21 protein-coding genes and 1 pseudogene are annotated in these 20,083 nt (G+C 47.4%); 4 read left to right on the plus strand and 18 right to left on the minus strand.

Annotated elements, in window-relative coordinates:
- Nucleotides 1–46: 46 nt before the first annotated feature.
- The 4 genes from FHS16_RS20245 to FHS16_RS20260 form a co-directional block, all read right to left on the minus strand.
- Nucleotides 47–556, minus strand: a complete 510-nt coding sequence (locus tag FHS16_RS20245; protein WP_246431861.1) for a MarR family winged helix-turn-helix transcriptional regulator — start codon at nucleotides 554–556, stop codon at nucleotides 47–49.
- Between the two features lie 502 nt (nucleotides 557–1,058).
- Nucleotides 1,059–1,499, minus strand: coding sequence for an SRPBCC family protein (locus tag FHS16_RS20250; protein ID WP_183566819.1), 441 nt, complete (start codon nucleotides 1,497–1,499; stop codon nucleotides 1,059–1,061).
- 4 nt (nucleotides 1,500–1,503) lie between these two features.
- Complete coding sequence (locus FHS16_RS20255) at nucleotides 1,504–1,944, minus strand: SRPBCC family protein (RefSeq protein ID WP_183566822.1); 441 nt, start codon at nucleotides 1,942–1,944, stop codon at nucleotides 1,504–1,506.
- Nucleotides 1,944–2,447, minus strand: coding sequence for a MerR family transcriptional regulator (locus FHS16_RS20260; RefSeq protein ID WP_183566825.1), 504 nt, complete (start codon nucleotides 2,445–2,447; stop codon nucleotides 1,944–1,946). Before FHS16_RS20260 ends, FHS16_RS20255 begins: the two co-directional genes overlap by 1 nt.
- A 335-nt stretch (nucleotides 2,448–2,782) precedes the next feature.
- On the opposite strand from FHS16_RS20260, the gene FHS16_RS20265 reads away from it, so the two are divergent.
- From FHS16_RS20265 to FHS16_RS20275, 3 genes are read left to right on the plus strand one after another with little or no spacing between them, the layout of a single operon-like run.
- The gene (locus FHS16_RS20265; protein WP_183566828.1) at nucleotides 2,783–2,989 is read left to right on the plus strand and encodes a helix-turn-helix transcriptional regulator; all 207 of its coding nucleotides are present in this window, start codon (nucleotides 2,783–2,785) and stop codon (nucleotides 2,987–2,989) included.
- Nucleotides 2,986–3,417: a hypothetical protein gene (locus FHS16_RS20270; RefSeq protein WP_183566830.1), complete on the plus strand. Its 432-nt coding sequence runs from the start codon at nucleotides 2,986–2,988 to the stop codon at nucleotides 3,415–3,417. Before FHS16_RS20265 ends, FHS16_RS20270 begins: the two co-directional genes overlap by 4 nt.
- A gap of 59 nt (nucleotides 3,418–3,476) precedes the next feature.
- Complete coding sequence (locus FHS16_RS20275) at nucleotides 3,477–3,665, plus strand: hypothetical protein (RefSeq protein WP_183566833.1); 189 nt, start codon at nucleotides 3,477–3,479, stop codon at nucleotides 3,663–3,665.
- 229 nt (nucleotides 3,666–3,894) lie between these two features.
- On the opposite strand, the gene trpB is transcribed toward FHS16_RS20275, so the two are convergent.
- The 14 genes and pseudogenes from trpB to FHS16_RS20340 all read right to left on the minus strand — a co-directional run bounded on the left by trpB (nucleotide 3,895) and on the right by FHS16_RS20340 (nucleotide 16,934).
- A complete protein-coding gene (gene trpB / locus FHS16_RS20280; protein WP_183566836.1) occupies nucleotides 3,895–5,055 on the minus strand; it encodes a tryptophan synthase subunit beta in 1,161 nt (386 codons plus the stop codon).
- A gap of 265 nt (nucleotides 5,056–5,320) precedes the next feature.
- Nucleotides 5,321–5,797: a DapH/DapD/GlmU-related protein gene (locus FHS16_RS31890; RefSeq protein ID WP_246431862.1), complete on the minus strand. Its 477-nt coding sequence runs from the start codon at nucleotides 5,795–5,797 to the stop codon at nucleotides 5,321–5,323.
- Nucleotides 5,784–6,101 (minus strand): maltose acetyltransferase domain-containing protein, encoded by a 318-nt coding sequence (locus FHS16_RS31895; protein ID WP_246431863.1) that lies wholly within the window; start codon nucleotides 6,099–6,101, stop codon nucleotides 5,784–5,786. Before FHS16_RS31895 ends, FHS16_RS31890 begins: the two co-directional genes overlap by 14 nt.
- Nucleotides 6,102–6,123: 22 nt before the next feature.
- The gene (locus FHS16_RS20290) at nucleotides 6,124–6,612 is read right to left on the minus strand and encodes a pyridoxamine 5'-phosphate oxidase family protein (protein ID WP_183566839.1); all 489 of its coding nucleotides are present in this window, start codon (nucleotides 6,610–6,612) and stop codon (nucleotides 6,124–6,126) included.
- Nucleotides 6,613–6,771: 159 nt separating this feature from the next.
- Nucleotides 6,772–8,022: a molybdopterin-dependent oxidoreductase gene (locus tag FHS16_RS20295; protein WP_183566844.1), complete on the minus strand. Its 1,251-nt coding sequence runs from the start codon at nucleotides 8,020–8,022 to the stop codon at nucleotides 6,772–6,774.
- A complete protein-coding gene (locus tag FHS16_RS20300) occupies nucleotides 8,022–9,128 on the minus strand; it encodes a HAMP domain-containing sensor histidine kinase (RefSeq protein ID WP_183566847.1) in 1,107 nt (368 codons plus the stop codon). The genes FHS16_RS20295 and FHS16_RS20300 overlap by 1 nt, the downstream gene beginning before the upstream one ends.
- A complete protein-coding gene (locus tag FHS16_RS20305; RefSeq protein ID WP_183566849.1) occupies nucleotides 9,125–9,871 on the minus strand; it encodes a response regulator transcription factor in 747 nt (248 codons plus the stop codon). The genes FHS16_RS20300 and FHS16_RS20305 overlap by 4 nt, the downstream gene beginning before the upstream one ends.
- Nucleotides 9,872–9,992: 121 nt before the next feature.
- The gene (locus FHS16_RS20310) at nucleotides 9,993–10,265 is read right to left on the minus strand and encodes a hypothetical protein (RefSeq protein ID WP_183566852.1); all 273 of its coding nucleotides are present in this window, start codon (nucleotides 10,263–10,265) and stop codon (nucleotides 9,993–9,995) included.
- 196 nt (nucleotides 10,266–10,461) lie between these two features.
- Complete coding sequence (locus tag FHS16_RS20315; RefSeq protein WP_183566855.1) at nucleotides 10,462–10,965, minus strand: S-layer homology domain-containing protein; 504 nt, start codon at nucleotides 10,963–10,965, stop codon at nucleotides 10,462–10,464.
- The gene (locus FHS16_RS20320; RefSeq protein WP_221226421.1) at nucleotides 10,962–11,285 is read right to left on the minus strand and encodes a hypothetical protein; all 324 of its coding nucleotides are present in this window, start codon (nucleotides 11,283–11,285) and stop codon (nucleotides 10,962–10,964) included. The genes FHS16_RS20315 and FHS16_RS20320 overlap by 4 nt, the downstream gene beginning before the upstream one ends.
- Nucleotides 11,286–11,534: 249 nt before the next feature.
- A complete protein-coding gene (locus tag FHS16_RS20325; RefSeq protein ID WP_376769687.1) occupies nucleotides 11,535–13,136 on the minus strand; it encodes an extracellular solute-binding protein in 1,602 nt (533 codons plus the stop codon).
- A 66-nt stretch (nucleotides 13,137–13,202) separates the two neighbouring features.
- Nucleotides 13,203–14,096, minus strand: a complete 894-nt coding sequence (locus FHS16_RS20330) for a carbohydrate ABC transporter permease (RefSeq protein ID WP_183566864.1) — start codon at nucleotides 14,094–14,096, stop codon at nucleotides 13,203–13,205.
- A 47-nt stretch (nucleotides 14,097–14,143) separates the two neighbouring features.
- On the minus strand, nucleotides 14,144–15,067 hold the full coding sequence (locus tag FHS16_RS20335) for an ABC transporter permease (RefSeq protein ID WP_183566867.1): 924 nt from the start codon (nucleotides 15,065–15,067) through the stop codon (nucleotides 14,144–14,146).
- A gap of 258 nt (nucleotides 15,068–15,325) precedes the next feature.
- Nucleotides 15,326–16,934, minus strand: a pseudogene (locus FHS16_RS20340) (beta-galactosidase).
- Between the two features lie 344 nt (nucleotides 16,935–17,278).
- On the opposite strand from FHS16_RS20340, the gene FHS16_RS20345 reads away from it, so the two are divergent.
- A complete protein-coding gene (locus FHS16_RS20345) occupies nucleotides 17,279–19,522 on the plus strand; it encodes an AraC family transcriptional regulator (protein WP_183566870.1) in 2,244 nt (747 codons plus the stop codon).
- Nucleotides 19,523–20,083: the final 561 nt, after the last annotated feature.

Consider the following 20,083-nt stretch of genomic DNA (forward strand, 5'->3'; position numbering starts at 1 on the left):
GAATACACACACTGCGCCTTGTCTCCTCTTTTTCAACTCTGCGATCCTATTCGGATTCATCTTGTGTGCTTAGATTGTGAAGCACGATGTTCAACAGATTTATTAACCGATCATATTCCTCGTCAGCAATACCCTTCCTGGTTCTAATCTTGACCCGATCGAGCGCCTCCTGCACTTTTGGCACAACATCCTGTCCCGATTCTGTCAAATAAAGCTGCTGATAGCGCTTGTCGGTAGTATCCACTTCCCTTCTCACATATCCTTCCGCCTCTAGCTTAGCGATTGCCTTGGCGGTAGTCGTCTTGTCAATGAGCAGCTTTTCGCTTAATGCTTTTTGCGTAATTGGCTGATGAAAGGCTATCGCCATTAGGAAAATATACTGCCCGCTCCCGATTCGATAGGGAGCCAGCTCAGCAGAGATTAAGACTTGCATATGACGGTAGATGGCAGAAATGTACTGTCCGTGAGATCCGGTTTCATGCTTGTCAGCAGGTTTCCATTGTTCACTCAGTTTACTCGCCCCCAAATAGAATGTTATTGCAACTAATATCATCATATGAGATATAGAATGCTATTGCAACTATTATCTGTAAAAATTTATACGTTTTTTAATGCTCCCTCATTAGCTGTCCATTCTAACGATCAACTTCAATCATTCGCGGTATCTAAGCCTATGGCGCCGCTTTTATGAATACATGCTTGGTTTGGAGCTTTAAGTAGCAACATTCAAGACCGGAGCGTTGACTCGGGGCACAAGCGTAAACGGCTGAAGCCGTCCTCTGGCGGCTAAGCTTACGTTTCGCGTAGAAATATAGTGAAAGTTGGCGAAATGATATACTTTCCTATATTTTAAAAAATACATCGCCTAAGGCATATAGCCCCTGTGGCGATGTATTCAAATCTAATATACGGTTGAACGCCTTTCAGCACTTACTCGTTTCCTGCCGCTACTTCGTTTATAGAGCCTGAACTCCCATCCAGGCATCTTGAACGACGGACATTTTAGAGCCAAGACATAACAGCCTTTCTCGGGTAAATGCAGGCATTGCTTTGCAATGCTAGTAGGCCAATTCCGCCAGTACCTTGCCAAGTCGGTCAAGGTTCTGTTCATTGCCCTCCATGCAGTAAGGCTTAGCTTGTTCAAACTCCTCTTTTTTCTTAAAAAGCTGACGGAAGGTGACTTTGGTACGGCCTTCGAACTCCTCAAAGGTAGCCGTTACCTTAAATTCGTGGCCGGATAGATGATCAAACACGACCAGCTCCGGCGGCACGATCTCAACAAAGACATTGTGGTTAGCATAATCTACGCCATCCGGCCCGTGCATGGTGTATCGCCACGAGCCTCCCGGCCTCATATCGCACTCATGAAACGTATTCGTGAAGCCTTGCGGCCCCCACCACTTAGCTAACAAATCAGGGGTTGTCCAGGCCCGAAACACAAGCTCCCGAGGGACATCGTACTCGCGCGCAGCCATAAGCTCATTCTCGCCTATAGTCATGAGCCTAACTCCCTTCTACTACCTTACCCAGCGAATCCAACATGACGTTTGTTCCGTGTTCCCGTACTTCCAGCGTATCGTGTCCGTCAAAGAACGCACCTTGCTCCGTGAAAATCAGCTTTGTGCCGCCCTCTACCTTGATCAGCTCGACCGTTGTGATCGAGACGGAAATGCGTATGCCGTCTGCATCCAGAGAGTAGGTATAGACAATGCGCTGCTCTGGAACAAGCTCCTGGTAAATGGCGTCGAACGTAAAGACCGGTCCTTCCGGCGGCCCGCCGCTGCTGAACTCGCGCCCTCCGACCTGGAAATCAAAAATGTCTGGCTTCGAAAACCACTTGGCTTTGGCAATCGGATCGGCCCATGCGTGATATACCCGCTCCGGCGAAGCGGCATACAACCGTTCTACGGCGAAGGTTCCATGCTTAACGAATCGTTCGTTCATTAATCTTCCTCCTTATGTTTCGGAACTCCGTCCTCTTCGGCAAGAAAGTCTCCCAGCAGGTCCAAATGCCGCCCCCAACTCGCTTGCCGATCAATGACCGGTTTCTCAAATTCCATCTTCATCGCTTGCAAAAGGCTCGTGAAATCTTCAACCGTTAATTCAGCCTTGCCCTGTATAAGCTTAGATACATGTCTGAGCTGCTCCAACAGTTTCTGCTGCAGCTTAATCTGTTCTTGAATCTGGTTTATTTGCAAGCCCACGATCTCAAGCAGACTGATCTGCCCGCCGTTTAACACTGACTTAATCTCTTCAAGAGATAAGCCCAGCTCCTTAAGCGATAATATCTGGTGCAAACGCGACAAGTCCAATTCATTGTACAGCCTGTGGCCGGATTCCGTTTGTCCCGACGGTGAGAACAATCCGATCTGATCATAAAACCGCAAAGTTCGAACCGTAAGTCCCGTTAGCTTGGCAATATCCCCGATCTTCCAATGTCTCTTCATGAACCATCCCCACTCTTTGACGCTAGCTAAATACCGGTAGCTCCATTGTAAAACATTACGTTACGTAAGGTGCAACCAAAAAAAGTGCCGCTCTACCAATTTTTTTTGCCCCACTGATTTTGACCGCAAGCTATTGTGTCTGGGAGCGAATACTAATTCCCAAAGGTTCTAAATATGAGGACACGGTTCACCGCGCTGTTTGTTACGGCAAGTTCTAGGGCTTTCCTTAGCGAAATGGTGCTATTATCAAAATGGAAAGTTCGCTTTACATTTCTTGCGTTGCGCGATATACTCCCCTTATGGGAAGCTAGCTTTCCATATGGAGGGTGAACGCATTGAACAACCGTTTAGAAGAAATCCGCAAGCAACGCGGAATTAAGCAAGAAGAATTAGCGATGGCTCTTGAAGTGTCAAGGCAAACGATTGGTTCGCTGGAAAACGGACGATATAACCCATCGATTCTTTTAGCGTTCAAGATTGCTCGGTTTTTCGGTATGAGTATCGAAGAAATCTTTATTTATGAGGAGGATGAACACGTATGAAAAAAACGATCTCACCTTATTTTCTGACCGTTGTAGGCTTAGGACTACTAGTAGGTGGTGTGTACTTCATCAAAACAATTGAAGATACACAAGGTGTGCTGCGAGCGTTGCCTTATATCTGTTTTGGGCTTGGCTGTGGTATTTTCGGTCACGGTATGGGAGAAGTAATCGTCCAACGCGCTATGAAGAATAATCCCGCCGCCGCAAAGCAGCTAGAGATTGACAAGAAAGATGAGCGTAATTTGGCAATCGCAAATCGGGCAAAAGCGAAAGCATATGACATGATGGTTTTTATGTTTGGAGCCTTAATTACGGCAATTGCCTTGATGAATATAGATTTAACCATGGTATTGCTATTGGTTTTTGCCTATCTGATTATCGTTGGATATAACTCTTATTACCGATTCAAGTACCAGAAAGAGATGTAATTAATTTCTTTTTTTTGAAAAGTCATATTTAACCCTGTTAATCAAAAGGAATGGTGACAATGACGAAATTATTTTACAGTGGTTTAAAATATGGAGAAAATGATGTGGAAATAAAATTATTGGTTGATATACAAAATGATTGGTTCGAAATCATGCATACTAAGGAAGTGTCTCAAGTAATGAATAAATCAACAGGTCAATATATCATAGTTAATCGAAGCTCCTTGAAATTTGAGGTTGTTTCATAATAAGAAAACAAGGCGGAACCGATTCCCGCTTCAGCTTGTACGCAAAGCGCTCAACCACTTCAATGGAGCGTTTCAGCTAACCAATTATAAAATAAAAGCCGGGAATCTCTCCACTAGGAAGACTCCCGGCCTGCTATTCCTAATTCTAAACCATTCGTTTCAATTGCGAATTGCGACCGTCCTCGTCGTCCTGCACCTTATCTCGCATAGATGCAGCCTGCGACTGTTTTTATTTAATCATCTGAAATACTTGCTCAACGTCTTTGTCACCGCGGCCGGACAGGTTAACGATCAGGATTTGATCCTGATTCATCGTCGGCGCCAGCTTCTTAGCGTAGGCAATTGCGTGCGCGCTCTCCAACGCAGGGATAATTCCTTCCGTACGTGACAGCTCCTGGAACGCTTCCAGCACTTCATCATTGGTAACCGTCGCGTATTCGGCGCGTCCCGTCACCTTCAAGTGGCTATGCTCCGGCCCGATGCCCGGATAATCAAGCCCTGCCGCGATCGAATACGTCTTCCGCGGCTGGCCTTCCTCGTCCAGCAGTACCAAGCACTTGAAACCGTGAATCATGCCCGGAACGCCTTCCGTTAAGGTCGGGGCTTGATCGGGTTCAACGCCAATCAGGCGAACGCTTGGCTCGTCGATGTAATGAGCGAATGCACCAATCGCATTGCTGCCTCCGCCCGCACAAGCTACCACTGCATCAGGCAAACGGCCTTCCTTCTCCAAAATCTGCTGCTTCGACTCTTCGCTGATGACCGCTTGAAAATGCTTGACCATCGTCGGAAAAGGATGCGGACCAACCGCGGAACCGAGCAAATAAAATGTGTTTTTATAATTGCGAACCAGATCACCTAGTGCTTCATCAACGGCGTCCTTCAGACGACCTTGACCCTTATCAACCGCTACGACGGTAGCACCGAGCAGCTCCATCCGGAACACATTAAGCGCCTGGCGGCGCATATCTTCGGCTCCCATATAGATGACGCATTCCATATTAAACATGGCGCAGGCCGTTGCGGTTGCGACACCGTGCTGGCCAGCACCCGTTTCAGCAATGATCCGCTTCGCGCCCATCCGCTTGGCAAGCAGAATCTGACCTATGGCGTTGTTGATCTTATGCGCCCCAGTATGATTCAGATCTTCGCGCTTCAAATAAATTTTGGGCCCTCCCCATGCTTTGGACAGCCGCTCCGCATACGTCAGCGGGCTCTTGCGGCCAACATATTCACGCAGGTAATAGCTAAGCTCTTCCTGGAATTCCGGATCTTCTTTGAACCTGTAAAATTGCTCGCTCAAATAATTTAGCACTTCTTGCAATTCCGGCGGAACGAAGCTGCCTCCGAATTCCCCGAAGTATCCCTCTTGCTGCAACTGTTGGTCCATAAAGTAAGCGCCTCCATATAATAAAATGGTAATCTCTCACAACTATATTACCATTATTCTAGCTATATTTTATATACGAGTTTTGCTAACCGATAGAATGATTACTAAGCTAAATGGCAAGCTTTCGCCGACTGGATGAAGACAAAAAATCCTTGAATCTGCAAGATTCAAGGATTTTCTTTAAATAGATCTCCGACTCGGTTACCGTCATGACTTAACCCTGATGCTCGTTCCCCGCCTCTACCGGATTCCCGCTATCCGGGCTTCAGTCGCGCCAGTTCTCTGTTATGTTCTGGAATTGTTTCAATTCGGAAGCTCTGAGCATGTACAGAGCAATAGGATCGTTTGGCTTCATAATACCGTTGAAGATGCCGACCAATAGGCCTTCACAGTCGCAACGAAACCCAAAGCTCGGCAAATACGGCACTCTGCCATCGTCCTTACTTAAACTCAATTTTTTGTCTTTATAATAATATTCCTTGTCATGGTCATTAATTTCACGCAGTACACGGCAGGGATTGCCGACTGCAACCACGTTGGAAGGAATATCTTTCGTTACAACGCTTCCTGCGCCAATAACGGTATTATCACCAATTTTGACTCCTGGAACAATGATAGCGCCCGCACCAATCCAAACATTCCGGCCAATATGCACCGGCAGATTAAATTGTGTAACATTTTCGCGAAGATGAGGAACAATGGGATGCCCTGCTGTAGCTACCGTTACATTAGGACCAAACATCGTATGGTCTCCCACATAAAATATGGGTGTCATCTACCATAGTCAGATTAAAGTTAGCATAAATACCTTTTCCAAAATGTACATGCTTTCCACCCCAGTTTGCATGAAACGGTGGTTCAATATAACAGTCGTCACCTAATTCGGCAAACATTTCCTTCATAAGCTGTTTACGCTTCTCCGCCTCGGACGGACGCGTTGCGTTAAAATCATATAGTATCTCCAGACATTTGCCCTGTTCATTCAATAACTCTTCATCGGTACAGTTGTACAGCTCACCCGTATGCATTTTCTCATATGTTGTCATTTAATGATCCTCCAGTATCACTCTACTTCAATTCCACAATTCGATTGATCTCGGTGCCTTCCGTATTTTTGCCGAGCAGCCTGTGGAACAAAAACTTCACCATCTTGAATTTGTTGCCTGTATCCCAGTATTCGGCAGTTTCAGCCTCTACCTTGATAAGGACGAGGTTCGGATCATCCACATGGGTTTCCAAAAACTTCTCGTATGCCGGACTCCAAAATTGCTTCAATTTCTCGGTGCTCTCCACCAACTCAGCCTTGCCTCGAATGGAGACGAACGATTTGCCTGCATAGGCGATATTGACATGTGAATTCCGCAGCAGCTCATGGAATTTACCCGTATCTTTTTTCGTCAAAAACCATAGATCGCCATCAAACTCGACGTCCTGCGTTTTCATAGGACGCGACACAAGCCCCTCCTCCGACACAGTCGTCAGCATTGCAATTTCAATTTCTTTAATCAATTCATGGACCGTTTCAATCGCTTCCCGATTTTCTGAACTTGAATGCATCGGCAGTTCACCTTTCCAAAGGGTATTTTCATTTAGTATGGCATTTAATGCATTGTGCCAAACCCTAGGAATAGCATTCTGTTCAAACTAAGGCGAGTCATCCCCCTGCGGCTAGGTCGTATTTTAGGTAGGAATACAATATCTCTAACTAAAAGACAACTAAACCCATGCATCGTTCGAATATCCGCGAGCTTCCCAATAGCCCACATGCTCGCCCTTGATAAGCTCGATCCGATTCAGCCATTTCACCGACTTGTACGCATACATTTTCGGCACAATCAAACGAACAGGACCGCCCAGATCGCTTGGAATCGGCTTGCCATCATGCATAACCGCAACGATAACATCATCCATATCGGCTTGCTCAAGCGTAAGTGTGTCCGTGTACACGCCATCTCCGGAATAAAACTTCACCGTCTCAGCTCCCGGCTTCACGCCGGCTAATTTCAGCAGCTCTTTGAGCGGAATGCCCTCCCATGTGTTTTTGTACACCGACCAGCCCGTCACACAGTGAAAATCGCTCACTTGAACCGTCCGCTTCAGTGCCACGAACTTCTCCCAGTCCCATTGAAACGATTGATTGACGAGCCCATCAATCTTGAACGACCAATCCGCATTCGTAAAAGAAGGAATCGGTGTGACCGTGTACACCCGGAACTGCCCAATCGCACCGCCACCAATCGGAGGAGCCGATGCCGGGAGCGGCTGAGGTGCCGGAATGAGCGCATTGGCATCGTTCTCGATCAGCTTGTCGATCGTCTGGCTCCCGCCAACGCTGCCAAGCGAGGTGCCGAGCCATTTTAAGAACGAGGGGCCAACCGTCACAGCAAGACCGAGCCCGATCGCGCCGCGTATGAACGCTTTTCGCGTATAGACGGCCTGCGGCGAGCCTGCTGCTGGGTGCAAAGATGCAGACTCCGCATCCTTCCGCTCATCCTTGATCGTGCGCCGGTTCGGCTCCTTCAGCCATTTGACCCGCGTAATGGAGTGGTAGATGATATAAGGCAGCCCGATCCACGTCAACAAATCGTGTACCGTCAGCGCAACGTTGGATACAGCCGGACCAACCGCCTTGAACTGCCACAACAGCACGCCGGAACCGAACCAGCCAAGCAGCAGTCCGAGCACGACCAGTACGTTAAACCGCTGCCACGGTTTTTGCTTCAGCTGCTTCCAATGCTTGCCCGCGAGCAGCAGATAATAGACGACAGGCAGTATCGACGCGATACCGACGACGATATGCGCCCACTTGATCCAAACTCGGCCTTCGCCTAGAAAACCGCGCCAAAAGCCGCCGATGAGAATAAGTCCGGTCAGCGCTAAAATCACTACAATCCAGCCATTCCAAGCATGCAGCGAAACGAGCTTCTTCCCGTAGCCCTTGCGCAATCGCTCAATTAGTCCGCTCATTAGGTAACCCCCCTCCTACTTTTTTTTCGATTTACGGTGTCTTCTCCGCCTTCAGCCGCCTCATGTACCGTAAACCAAAATGTGCTCCCCTGAGGACTTGACTGTTGAACGCCAATTTTTCCTCCGTACTGCTCCACCAGAAGCTTGGCAATGGAAAGTCCCAAGCCAGCGCCTCCGCTCTCACGGCTCCGAGAACGGTCCGAACGGTAAAACCGCTCAAATATCCGCTCTCTTTCCTCCTCAAGTACTCCTTCACCTTCATCGGAGACGGTGAATCTTATAAACTTCTCAGTATGCCCGTTCATTTCCTCTGCTTCTATTATAATCCATCCGCCTCGCGGCGAATGACGTACCGCATTTTCGAGTAAGTTTTGCAATACCCTTTGCAAATGACGCGGCTGTATCGTCAAGAGCAGTGGACGGTGAGGCAGTTTCACTCTAAGCTGCAACAACTTCGCTTCAAAAGGCTTCGTAAACCTCGGTAAAAGTTCAACAAGTATATCCTCCACAGTCACAGTCGCTAGCCTAAGCTCCCCCGGCTCCCGCTTCTCCGCATTCAGCGTCGATAATTCAAATAAATCCTGAATCAGCTCGCCAAGCCGTATAGTTTCGCTGCGGATTGTCCCCAAGTAGCGCTTAAATGTTTCCTCATCTTGAATAACATCGTCCTCAATAGCTTCCACGTACGACTGCACCGAAGCAAGCGGTGTACGCAAATCATGCGCCATATTGGCAATGAGCTCACGCTGCGCATATTCAGCGGCTTTAACCTGCGCAAAGCTTTTCTGCAAACTGCTTCCCATATGATTGAATTGCTCAGCAAGCAGCTTAAACTCTTTCAGCCCCGTATGCTCAACTCGAGCTTCTAGATCACCCGAAGCAATCCGGCCCGCTCCTTCTCCAACACGACGTACAGCTGCCTCTAACGGCCGTACCAGTAGAAAGTGAAGCAGACCTGACACCAGCCCTGCACTAACCGTTGCCAAGGTCAACCAAATGAACTGCTCCTTCGACAACAGCATATACCGAAAGAAAACTAACAGCAAAATAATGATAAACATAATACTGATCGTATTCGCCAGCAATAGATAAGAGCGCAGCTTCATGCGTTTGCTCCTTTGCTGTCAAACTTATAGCCAATCCCCCATACCGTCTTAATCCATCCGGGATCGGATGCATTATCCTCTATCTTCTCCCGTAATCGGCGTATATGTACCGTTACCGTAGTCATGTCCCCATCATACGCAACATCCCAAATCCGATTGAGCAACTGACTGCGCGAGTAAACCTTCCCCGGATAGGAGGCCAATAAATGCAGCAAGTCAAATTCCTTTGCCGTTAGCTCGGTTTCCACGTCCTTGACCATCACTCTTCTCTCCAAAGGAAAGATGGATAGTCCGTCAAAATAAAGCGGCTGACCCGTCTCTCCGCCGCTGCTGCCCGCTGCAGCCTTCCCAGGCTCCTTCACCATGCTGCCTGCTTGCGTTCCTGTTCTTCTCAAAATATTTTTGATCCGCAATACAAGCTCTCGCGGACTAAACGGCTTCGTCATATAATCGTCGGCACCCATCGTTAAGCCAAGCAGCCGATCAGCTTCTTCTCCTCGCGCCGTAAGCATGATAATCGGAGTTTCCTCCTCTTGCCGCACTTGATCGCATACCTCAATCCCGCCAAGCTTCGGCATCATTAAGTCGAGCACCATCAAATCCGGCCGATGCTCTCTCCATAGCTGCAGTACTTCCTCTCCGTTAGCCGCAACCCATACTGTCCAGCCCTCACGCTCCAAATAACGACGGCATACATCTGTTATATTCCGCTCGTCATCAGCTACAATTATTTTGGCGCTCAACGCTGGTCCCTCCTCGGTTCATCCCCCTAATATCCTCTTCCTACATTATAACGCTGTTAGGACTCAGATACGACTCCAGCTGTCTGCTAAAGCGGTAAATCCCCCGCCAATTTCAAACCTGCTACATTTTATCTTCCTTCATATCGTTGTCAGCCATATCATCTGTCTTCATGTCCTCTTCCATCATACTATTATTTTCCATCGTATCTTCCTTCTTGCTGTCGTTCTGCATATTCTCGTCAGACCTATTCTCTTTATTCATCGCATCGTCGCTCATGGGCTCGTTCATTTCCGATTGCGAGTTATCCTTGTTCATGTTGTCCTCATTTGCGTTACACGCGCTTAACGACAGCATCCCTCCTAGCAATAGTGCGGCCCAAATAACTTTCTTCATAACCGATTCCTCCTCGAATATTTTGGATTGGCTTTCTGCTTCCCATACATCATAACCAATATAGCTAACCTTCCAAGAACGAAGCTCTTGCAAAAGCATTATAAAAATATTACGAATCTATTAACTCACGCGTCGAAAAAAAACAGATCACCCTCCATCGAGGATGATCTGCCATTTGTCTTCTTAAGCCTTGATATTAAAACTTGAGCAATTTGAAAATAACGGATGCAGCCTGCGCACGAGTGGTATGCTGCTTAGGCTGATAGCTTCCATCCGTGAAGCCGTTAATAAATCCGGCTTCCTGCATTGCGATCACTGCTTCTTCTGCATAAGCAGCGATAGCCACTTGATCCTTAAAGGCTTGCAAAGCCGCGCCTTGTCCGTCAGTGCTAATGCCCGCAATTACTGCTGCGCGGGAGAGCATGACCGCCATGTCTTCTCTTGTGATGGTCTCGCCTCCGCCAAAGGAGCCATTCGCTTTGCCTTTTACGATTCCAAGCTTCTCGGCAGAAGCGACAGCTGAATAATACCAAGCGCCTTCTGTCAAATCATTGAGACTGCTGACCGCTTTCACGTCGATAAGACCGAGCGAGCCCAACAATTGCTGTACGAATTCTGCTCTAGTCACAGCTCTAGTTGGTTCAAATCTGCCATTGCCTGTGCCGCGTACGATATCTCTTGCAGCCAGCGCTTCAATCATCGATTGTGCCCAAGTCGTTTTCGATAGATCACTAAAGGCTGCGCCTGTTCTTGAACAGGAATGGTTACTTTAAGACCGCTTGCTGTGGTGTTATTGCTTGCATCCACCGTGATTTGCAGCGTGGAGGCTGTGCCTGCTTCTAGCGCCTTTTTCAAATCAGCTTCCGTAATGCGTGCATTCAAAGTGCCGCTCCCATCGATGTATGTCTTCACCGTAATGTTGCCGCCAGTGGCTGCAACGTAATCATTATTCGTGCTACCACCTTCACTTACAGGAGTTGGTGTCGGCGTCACTATTGGATCTTCAGCTTTCGTCTTCACCTGAAGCACCGGTGAATAAGCCGTTTCACCTACACTGCCCACAGCCGATACTTTGTAATAATACGTCGTGTCTGCGGTAAGTCCCGTAAAGTGCCAGCGTTGATGCTAGGAGCGCCTCAGAAAAAGCGGATTCTTTGGCATCATACATCGCCGTTACCTTGTAATAATAAGTCGTATTCGCTTTTACGTTTGTATCTGTGTAACCATTTGCCGTGAGCTCCGAGCTATTGACCTTTTTTATTTCATTCCTTACTTAATGCCTTGCGCTTCTACATAAGCAAGCCATTGTTTTTTGTACTCGGCTTGAATTTTTTCAAGACCAGCTTGGTTTGCTTTTTCCATGAAAGTGGCCAAGCCATCTTCAACGTTTTTCACAAGACCGGCGTTAAGCGGGAACAGGTACTGCTTCTCTACTTGCTCAAGAGCTGCTCTCTCTGCTTGGTATGCCGTGTAGTCTTCAGCGAAACCAGTGAATTTATCCGGTACTTGGATTTTATCAAGATCTTCAAAAATAGCTTTTACGCCGTCATAGTTTTTGTCGAACAACATGAACTCTGGATTTCTCCAAGCCCAACCGTTCATGCCCTCGCGAGGGAAGCCGTTGGAATTGGAATCGCCGATCATGGAGTAGTAGCCGTCTTTTACTTCATAGTTTTTGCCTTCAACGCCGTATTGCGTAAGCATGTTATAACGTTTGTCTGTTACCATTTTCTCGTAGAACGCGAGTGCGCGCTCCGCGTTTTTGCTGCTTGCTGGGATAGCGAAGCCGTTGTGGATCGGGTGAACCGGTGTTGCGATTCCGTTTGTTTTCGGGAATGGGTGGTAGCCAAGCTTCCATTCCGGGTGAGTCGATTGGATTTTGATAACCATGTCATTGAAACGAGTCGGGTTGTCGCCCAGGATTGCTGCTGCTTTGCCGGAAGTAACTTGATCCTGCAAGGTATCCTTAACGGCTAGTACGTTTTTCACCATGTAGCCGTTGTCTTGCCAGCGCTTCAATACAGTCAAATGCTCTTTTTGCTCGTCTGAACCCCAGTAGGAAGTTACTTCGCTTGGTGTTGCGTAGTTCACGCCAACGCCGTAAGGAAGTGCGCCGATTGGAGTGCCTGCGATGCCTTTGAAGCGGTCCATCAGGTTTGTTTTCACATCAGAGTTCATCGAAAGCGGTGTTACCGTTGGCTCGTTTTTCTTGATGCCATCCAAGTATTGCTCGAAAGTCGCGATATCGACCGGAGTCGGCAGGTTGTATTTCTCGCGAAGATCCTCGCGCCATACGAAGCCGTCTGTTACATACTCTTTGTATGTTGCCGGAACCGTATAGATTTGGCCGTCGATTTTGACAGCTTCCCACATTTCGGCAGGCACATAAGAGTTAAGGGCTGGCGCAGCTACAGGAAGAAGCTTGTCAAGCGGCTGGAAAGCGCCCTTTTTCGCATAGGATTGGTATTGTGTCCATTCTGCTGTGAAGATCAAGTCAACTTGTTGACCCGAACCTAGAAGCAGCTTGTATTTTTGATCCCAATCTGTCCAAGAAGTATAGTTGAACTTAACCGTTGCATTCAAATCTTCCAATGCCATTTTGTTTACTTGCTCTTGAATAGAAGCGATGTCCTTTGGAGCGTCACCAAGCATATAAAATTGCAATTCCACTTTTTTAGAAGTATCGATGCCCGGTTTTTCGGCACCTTCATTTGTCGTGCCTTCGTTCGTCGCGCCCTCTGCATCTTTTGGAGCGTTTGTGGCAGCGCTATTGCCATTGTTGTTTGATCCGCAAGCTGCTAGTACGGTGATAAACACGATGAGCGATAGAAACATAGTGACCGCTTTTAATGCTTTGTTAGTCATGTGAATCCTCCCTTTTCATTAAGAACTTATCTATGTTAGCTAAACGCGGAATGACTGCTCCCTTGTTCAGTTCTAACCTTTTACCGCGCCAATCGTCAATCCTTTTACGAAATAACGCTGAACGAAAGGATACAGGAACAGAATAGGTCCCGTCACGATAATGGACATCGCCATCTTCGTCGATTCGGTCGGCATATCGGCGCCTAATGAAACCCCGGTACCCGAACCCATTTGCGCCACAAAGCTCATCGCGTTAATGACGTTGTACAAGTAATACTGCAGCTGGTACTTCGTCGTATCGTTGATGAACAGCGAGGACGTGAACCAATCATTCCAATAATGCAGCGCTAGGAACAAGCCTACCGTTGCAATGCCCGGCATGGAGAGCTGCAGGACAATCCGGCTGTAGATCGTGAAATCGTTGGCACCGTCGATTTTGGCGGATTCGATGACCTCATCCGGTACGGCGGAGCGAATAAAGTTTTTCATCAATATAATAAGGAAAGGCGTCATTAGGCCCGGTAGAATCAATACCTCGAGTTTGTCCGTCAGCTTCAAGTACTTGGTCATCAGAATGTACCAAGGCACGAGCCCGCCGCCGAACAGCGTCGTGAAATAAATCATAAAGGAGAAGAAATTCCGGTATTTGAAATCTCTGCGCTGCAGGACGTAACCCGCCATCGTCATGAGGAACAGGCCAAGCGTCGTCCCAACTACCGTCGTCAGCGTCGTAACGCCATAGGCGGTCAATACCTGCTTCGGAAAGCGGAATACCGTCTCGTATCCCTCGAATGAGAATACGGTCGGTATTAAATGGTAGCCATCCCTTATGATTGCCTCATTCTGCGTAAAGGAAGCGGAGATGATAAGCAGGAACGGGAACAAGCAGGCTGCCGTCGATATAAGTATGACTACGAATGCAATGAGTCTAAACCACTTCATATAATTGTCGTCTTTGATTTTCATGGGAACCTCCTACTGTAAGCTGGCTATTGGTGAGCTGCTCCGTTCGTTTAGAACAGGGCGTACTCGTCGTTGATTTTTTTGATGATGTAATTGACGGTCATGATAAGCACGAAGCCGAATAGCGACTGGTAAAGCCCCGCTGCTGTCGACATGCCGATATCGAACGTCACTTTGAGTGAACGATATACGTACGTATCCAGAATATCCGTCGTATTGTAGAGCACGCCATTGTTCCCGATCAATTGATAGAAGAGGTCGAACTGCCCTTTCATAATGCTGCCGAGCGCGAACAGCAGGAGCATAACGAAGGTCGTCTTCAGCATTGGAACGGTAATGAACCAAATGCGTTGGAAAATGTTCGCGCCGTCGATTTTGGCAGCCTCATAATACTCTTCGCTGATGCCTGTAATGGAAGCGAGGTAGATAACCATGCTGTAGCCGATATTTTTCCACAGGTAGAAGATGATAATCAAGAAGACCCACACCCAAGGCGTATTGTATACGTCAACGCTCTCATAGCCGAATGACTTCAATGTTGAGTTCAGGAATCCGCTCTCATAGTTAAAGACGTTATATACGATAACGCTCAAAATAACGAAGGATACAAAGTAAGGAAGAAACATGATCGATTGCGTCAGCTTCTTAAACCACTGCAAGCGCAGCTCGCTTAGAAGGATCGCCAGCGCAATGGCCAGTACGTTACCGAGTAGAATAAACACGACGTTATACCCGACCGTATTTAATGTAAGTCTTGCAAGTACCCCCGATTTCCATAAAAACTTAAAATTGTCGAGTCCAACGAATTGGCTGTTGAACAAGCTCGTGTTGAAGTCGAATCGGGTGAAGGCGTAGTAGACGCCTACCATGGGTACATACGAGTTAATTAGGAAGAAGATAAGCGCCGGCAGCAACATAAGGAAGAGCAGGCGGTTCGTCACAAGTTCCTTAAGCAGTCCATTTTTTTTCAACATGCAGATGATGTCTCCTCTCACAGCGTTCGTTTCTATTTAGTGTTGTTTGGTCTGCTCTCACTGTACGATCCCGCCGTTTCGAGCGAAAGAGAAAGAATGCAAAGTCAGTGAACGAAATAGCGAAATGCACAGTGAACGATTTAAACTTTTATGGATAAACAGGCCATTTCATGGGGTTTCCCATACAAAAAAACCACGAGACCGCCTGCTCGAATAGGTATTCGAGACTAGCGGAAGCGTGGTTTTTAACTTCATTTGCTATGCAATTTGTAGAATCATGACGCCATGCGCTTCGACTTTCACCTTTTCGCTCACCTGCGACTCGTTAATAGGTCTATATACTCCGTATTTCCGAGTGAAATGGCCGCTGCATGGCTGTTATGGTTCAAAACAAACGTATACACCTGGTCTTCCTTGACGCGCTGAGCGAGCTCAACGCCTGCATCCGCTTGAAATGGAGCGGCAATATGATGCTTTTCACACAAAGTTTGGACGAGATCGCCCAGCAGCAGCTTCTGCTCAGGAGCCGTCGCCACATAATACGCTTCGCCTTCTCCGAAGGAATGAACCGTGAGCGCTGGCATTCCCGCATAGAAATCAGTGCCGTACGTGCCGATTGCCCTCGCTCCTTCCAAATGAAGCAGATCGCATAGCAAGCCGCATTCGTAAGTGCCCGCTACATGACCAAAAGTCTCGCTAATGTTGACGCTATTGCGCATTTCCGGTAGCAGACTATCGATCTCCTCGACCCACAGACCGAGCAAGCTGCGAAGCTTGCCTGGATATCCGCCTAATGTAACCAAATCGTTCTCGTTGACGATTCCGCTGAAAAAGGTAGTAATAAAGGTACCTCCACTTTGCACGAATGCCTCGATCCGCTCGGCTACCCCCGGCTTGAGCATATAAAGCACTGGAGCAACGAGTATTTTATAGCTGGAGAAATCACTTAACGGACTGAGTACGTCTACGGCGATATTTTGGTCGTAGAAGGCTTTATAATACTTTTGCGCCTGATCCAAATAGTTCAAATCCACGCTCGGACCGCTCGTAATCTCAACCGCGTTCCACGTATCGATATCGAATAGCAGCGCTGCTTCGGCATGAACCTCAGAATCGAGCAAACGGTCGCCTAATTCGCCCAGCTCTCTGCCCAAAGCGGCGCATTCTCTGAATACCCGAGTATCCTCATGCCCAACATGCTCGATAACCGCTCCATGATATTTCTCGCATGCACCGAAGGAGCGGCGAAGCTGAAAGAACATGACCGTATCGGCTCCATGCGCAACCGCTTGGTAGCTCCAAAGCCGCATCACACCTGGGCGCTTTAAGCTATTGTAAGGCTGCCAGTTCTGCTGGCTTGGCGTCTGCTCCATCAGCAATGTTCAGCTTGTCCAGCGTCTCGTATTTCACCTTCAGCCATTCGCGGAACTCTGCTGCGCAATTGCCGCAATAACAGTGCGTGCCGTATTCATTGTTGATATGCCAGATAAGCAGAGCCGGATGGTCCTTGTAGCGTGCGGCTAGGACGCGGGCAAGCCGGCTTGATAAACGGCGGTAGGTCTTGCTGTTCGGACAAAAGTTCGTCCGTGCGCCATGCGTTCGTTTTCTTCCATTTACATCTACCGGCAGCACGTCCTCATACTTAGATGCCATTCTCGGCAATCAAATTCAGAAGCTTATCGAGCCAATCGAATTGAAATTGCTCCTCTGACGGCTGCAGCTTGGCCCAGCTAAAGACAGGCAGCGTGACCACATTAATTCCCGCTTCCTTAAATAAACGCATATCTTCATGCCAAATCTCCTCCGGCCATTGATCGGGATTGTAGTCTCCCCCGTACCAGATTTGCTTCAGCTTTGTATTAATCATTTCTTCACGGTCCCCTCTGCGATAAGCCTGGAATTCCGTGACATTCTAACGGAAAAAGCGGCGATTTGTCACTAAAATAGCGGCCTTTCGCCAATATGTTCACTACGGTACGGATTGTTCACTTCCCAAAAATCAGGTTCATTCACCTTGATTAACATGCTTCATTGCCCCCGCAGACAGATGAAGATTATAATGATGAATGTATTAACGGCGTGCAGAGTGAAATATTCATACTATTGATTAGCAAGCTTCTTTTTGTTAAGGTTCCGTAAAAGGAAGCGCTTACCTAATATCAGTGAACAAATGTATCCTGTAAGCTTCTTACATATAGAGGGGGAACCAGCATGCCAGCCGTACAAATGAAAAACAAAGGGAATTTATACAGTAAGCTGCTGTTCACAATCACCTTGTGCATTGTACTTACCTTATTAGTGTCCTCCTTGTTTTACTTCTTCACCTATATGCAGATCGATCTGAAGAAGGCTTATCAATCCGATGTCAGCAACCTCACCCAAACGAGCAAAGAAGTGATCAGCATGACAGAGAGCGCCCAATCGCTATCATTCCAAATTTATCGAACGTTCAGCGTCTCCAAGCTTATGTTCTATAATGACCCGAACATTTACGACGTAACAGCAGCGATGAACGAGCTGAACAACTATCTCAGCTCCATGCCGTTTATCGAATCGATCTACGTATATAACTCAGCCAACGGCCAATTTTATACGGCGAGCCGACAAGGTGAAAGCGGTACCTTTAATAAGGAAGAGCTCGCCGATCAAGGCATTCTCGATATTTTGGACCAATTCCAGCAATATCGGCCGTTCACGCCTATTCCTCGGACCTACACGACCGTCAGCTTAGCGGGGGAGCAGGTTACAAAGGCTTATACCTATTTGGGCTACGATGCCATTGGCCGAACGCCCAAAATCAATTCTGCCGTTATTATCAATATTTCTTCCGCTTGGATCAACAAAGATATTGGCGCCAACAAAAGCGATACCGAAGGGAAATCTTATATATTGGATAATCAGGATCGCATGCTCTCCGGCGATACGCTTCTTTCCAAGCCTTTGAATGAAAAGGATGCCGCCTTTATTCAGGAGCATATTAAAAAAAAGCAATCCGGCTACGCGGTTACGGAATTCGAAGGCAAGAAGTCCCTCATCTCCTTTACCTCGCCGGATACGCTGGAATGGCAGTACGTTCGCGTGACGCCATATAAACAGGTTACCAAAGCGATCTATTCCATCCGCAATACGACGATCCTGATCGCAGTAATCATTCTCGTGATTGGCCTGCTCATCTCGTGGCTGCTATCGCGTATGCTGTATCGTCCTATTCATCAGATTATGAATAAAATGAACATTCTTGAGACTGAAAAGCGCAACAGCTCCTATACCATTAGGCAAAATATGCTGCGCAGCCTGATTCAAGGCTCACAGTCCATTCAGACGAGCGCCCAGCAGCAAAAGTTGCTGCAAAGCGGCATTACGTTTGATTTCAATTCGCGCTTCCGAGTCGTCATGCTGCGTATCGATCAGCTTGCCGCTTTGAAAGAAACGCGCGGCGATGATCTGCATGTGTACAAATTCGCCGTGATGAATATCGGCTGGGAGATTGGCCTTAAGCATTACCGGGTGGAATCCGTCGATATGGATGCCGACTATGTGATCATGCTGTTGAATCGGCTTGATGACGGCGAAGAGTCCGACGATGCTATGCTGCGTGAAGTGTTGACACAAATTCAGCAATCCTCCTTGGATTTTCTGAAGATCGGCCTTTCCGTTACCTACAGTCCGGAAGGCTATCAGGCTCAGCAGCTCTCCAACCTATACAAACTTGTCAAAGAGGCTTCGCAGCACCGACTATTCCATGGACTAGGCTCTCTTATCGATGCGCAGGATATCATTGCGTTGAAAGCGAAGGAATATAATTTCCCGGTAGACAAAGAGCGAAAGCTGACCGACGCTTTAATGACCTCCAAAACGACAGAGGCGAAGAAGGTGTTCGCGGAGATCGTACAGGAAACCGCTGAATTCCCGATTCATGTCGTACAGCTTGCGATCTCGCATTTAACGATGACGGTTAACAACATCCTGTTCACGATTCAGAAGAATAACAGCTTGGATGTTGAGGCGAGTCTTAGCATTCATATTCCTTCACCGGATCATTTTGAAACGATAGAGGAGCTGAACGAGGTTTTCTTTTCTTTGTTCGATGATATCCAAGCGAAGCTGTCAACGAAACGCTCTACAAAGCAAGGGGATCTCATTCGCAGAATTAATGACCTCATTCATCAGGAGTATGCGAATCCGAATCTCAGCTTGAACTGGATTGCCGACGAGATGGATATGTCTTCCATTTACCTTAGCCGTGTTTATAAACATCAAACTCTTGCGGCCATCGTCGACGTCATCAATAGCGTTAGATTAGAGCGGGCCAAGGAATACTTGGAGAACACCGACTGCTCCATTGTAGACATTGCGGTAAAAAGCGGCTATACCAGCAGCTCCTATTTCCATCGCATGTTCAAAAAAAGCTTCGGCGTAACGCCGTCAGATTATCGTAAGATGAAGCTGGGCTAAAAAGAGGAGAGGCGCTCAAATGGCGCCTCTCCTCTTTGGTAGTGCTTGGTTAGCTGCGTTTAGCCTTCCCGAGTCGGTATGCTTCTTTTAAGCTCGGTTGCTTAGCTCGGCTTCCTCTTTTCGACTACCCAAGCTACGTTGCACTTTGTACACTCTATTCGTCGTTTAAGTAATCATAGCCTTGCTACATTGTAGTTTCTGCAACTGAATGGCGCTATTGCAGCCATAATTCGCTCGTAAGGCTGATTCTAATGCACTTTCTGCAATGTAGCCTCTCGCGGTCACCTTTTTATGTGGTTTCTATTGTACAAACTGCAATGTAACTGAAGCGCGTGGTGGGTTTTATCTGAGTTCTTCAGCCATTATGTTTCTTATAGACTCGTTTGCTACTTCTACTTTCCCCCTGTCGACTACCTAAGCCAAGTTGCACTTTGTACACTCTATTCGTCGTTTAAGTCATCACAGCTGACCTTGCCTTAATAAAGTAGACAGCAAGAAAGCCTCATTACAAACGTTAGTCTAATCATTAAACCGCCTCAAAACGCTGTAATGGCGAGATGT

Source organism: Paenibacillus endophyticus (assembly GCF_014192395.1).
Lineage (GTDB): Bacteria > Bacillota > Bacilli > Paenibacillales > Paenibacillaceae > Pristimantibacillus > Pristimantibacillus endophyticus.

Bases quoted from the DNA above. Each gene is read 5' to 3' on its own strand.
- FHS16_RS20255 (WP_183566822.1), bottom strand. From the start codon at position 1,944: ATGAACGAACGATTCGTTAAGCATGGAACCTTCGCCGTAGAACGGTTG.
- FHS16_RS20270 (WP_183566830.1), top strand. From the start codon at position 2,986: ATGAAAAAAACGATCTCACCTTATTTTCTGACCGTTGTAGGCTTAGGA.
- FHS16_RS31890 (WP_246431862.1), bottom strand. From the start codon at position 5,797: ATGTTTGGTCCTAATGTAACGGTAGCTACAGCAGGGCATCCCATTGTT.
- FHS16_RS20260 (WP_183566825.1), bottom strand. From the start codon at position 2,447: ATGAAGAGACATTGGAAGATCGGGGATATTGCCAAGCTAACGGGACTT.
- FHS16_RS20245 (WP_246431861.1), bottom strand. From the start codon at position 556: ATGATGATATTAGTTGCAATAACATTCTATTTGGGGGCGAGTAAACTG.
- FHS16_RS20310 (WP_183566852.1), bottom strand. From the start codon at position 10,265: ATGAAGAAAGTTATTTGGGCCGCACTATTGCTAGGAGGGATGCTGTCG.
- trpB (WP_183566836.1), bottom strand. From the start codon at position 5,055: ATGGACCAACAGTTGCAGCAAGAGGGATACTTCGGGGAATTCGGAGGC.
- FHS16_RS20300 (WP_183566847.1), bottom strand. From the start codon at position 9,128: ATGAAGCTGCGCTCTTATCTATTGCTGGCGAATACGATCAGTATTATG.
- FHS16_RS20335 (WP_183566867.1), bottom strand. From the start codon at position 15,067: ATGTTGAAAAAAAATGGACTGCTTAAGGAACTTGTGACGAACCGCCTG.
- FHS16_RS20330 (WP_183566864.1), bottom strand. From the start codon at position 14,096: ATGAAAATCAAAGACGACAATTATATGAAGTGGTTTAGACTCATTGCA.
- FHS16_RS20315 (WP_183566855.1), bottom strand. From the start codon at position 10,965: ATGATTGAAGCGCTGGCTGCAAGAGATATCGTACGCGGCACAGGCAAT.
- FHS16_RS20345 (WP_183566870.1), top strand. From the start codon at position 17,279: ATGCCAGCCGTACAAATGAAAAACAAAGGGAATTTATACAGTAAGCTG.
- FHS16_RS20250 (WP_183566819.1), bottom strand. From the start codon at position 1,499: ATGACTATAGGCGAGAATGAGCTTATGGCTGCGCGCGAGTACGATGTC.
- FHS16_RS31895 (WP_246431863.1), bottom strand. From the start codon at position 6,101: ATGACAACATATGAGAAAATGCATACGGGTGAGCTGTACAACTGTACC.
- FHS16_RS20290 (WP_183566839.1), bottom strand. From the start codon at position 6,612: ATGCATTCAAGTTCAGAAAATCGGGAAGCGATTGAAACGGTCCATGAA.
- FHS16_RS20295 (WP_183566844.1), bottom strand. From the start codon at position 8,022: ATGAGCGGACTAATTGAGCGATTGCGCAAGGGCTACGGGAAGAAGCTC.
- FHS16_RS20275 (WP_183566833.1), top strand. From the start codon at position 3,477: ATGACGAAATTATTTTACAGTGGTTTAAAATATGGAGAAAATGATGTG.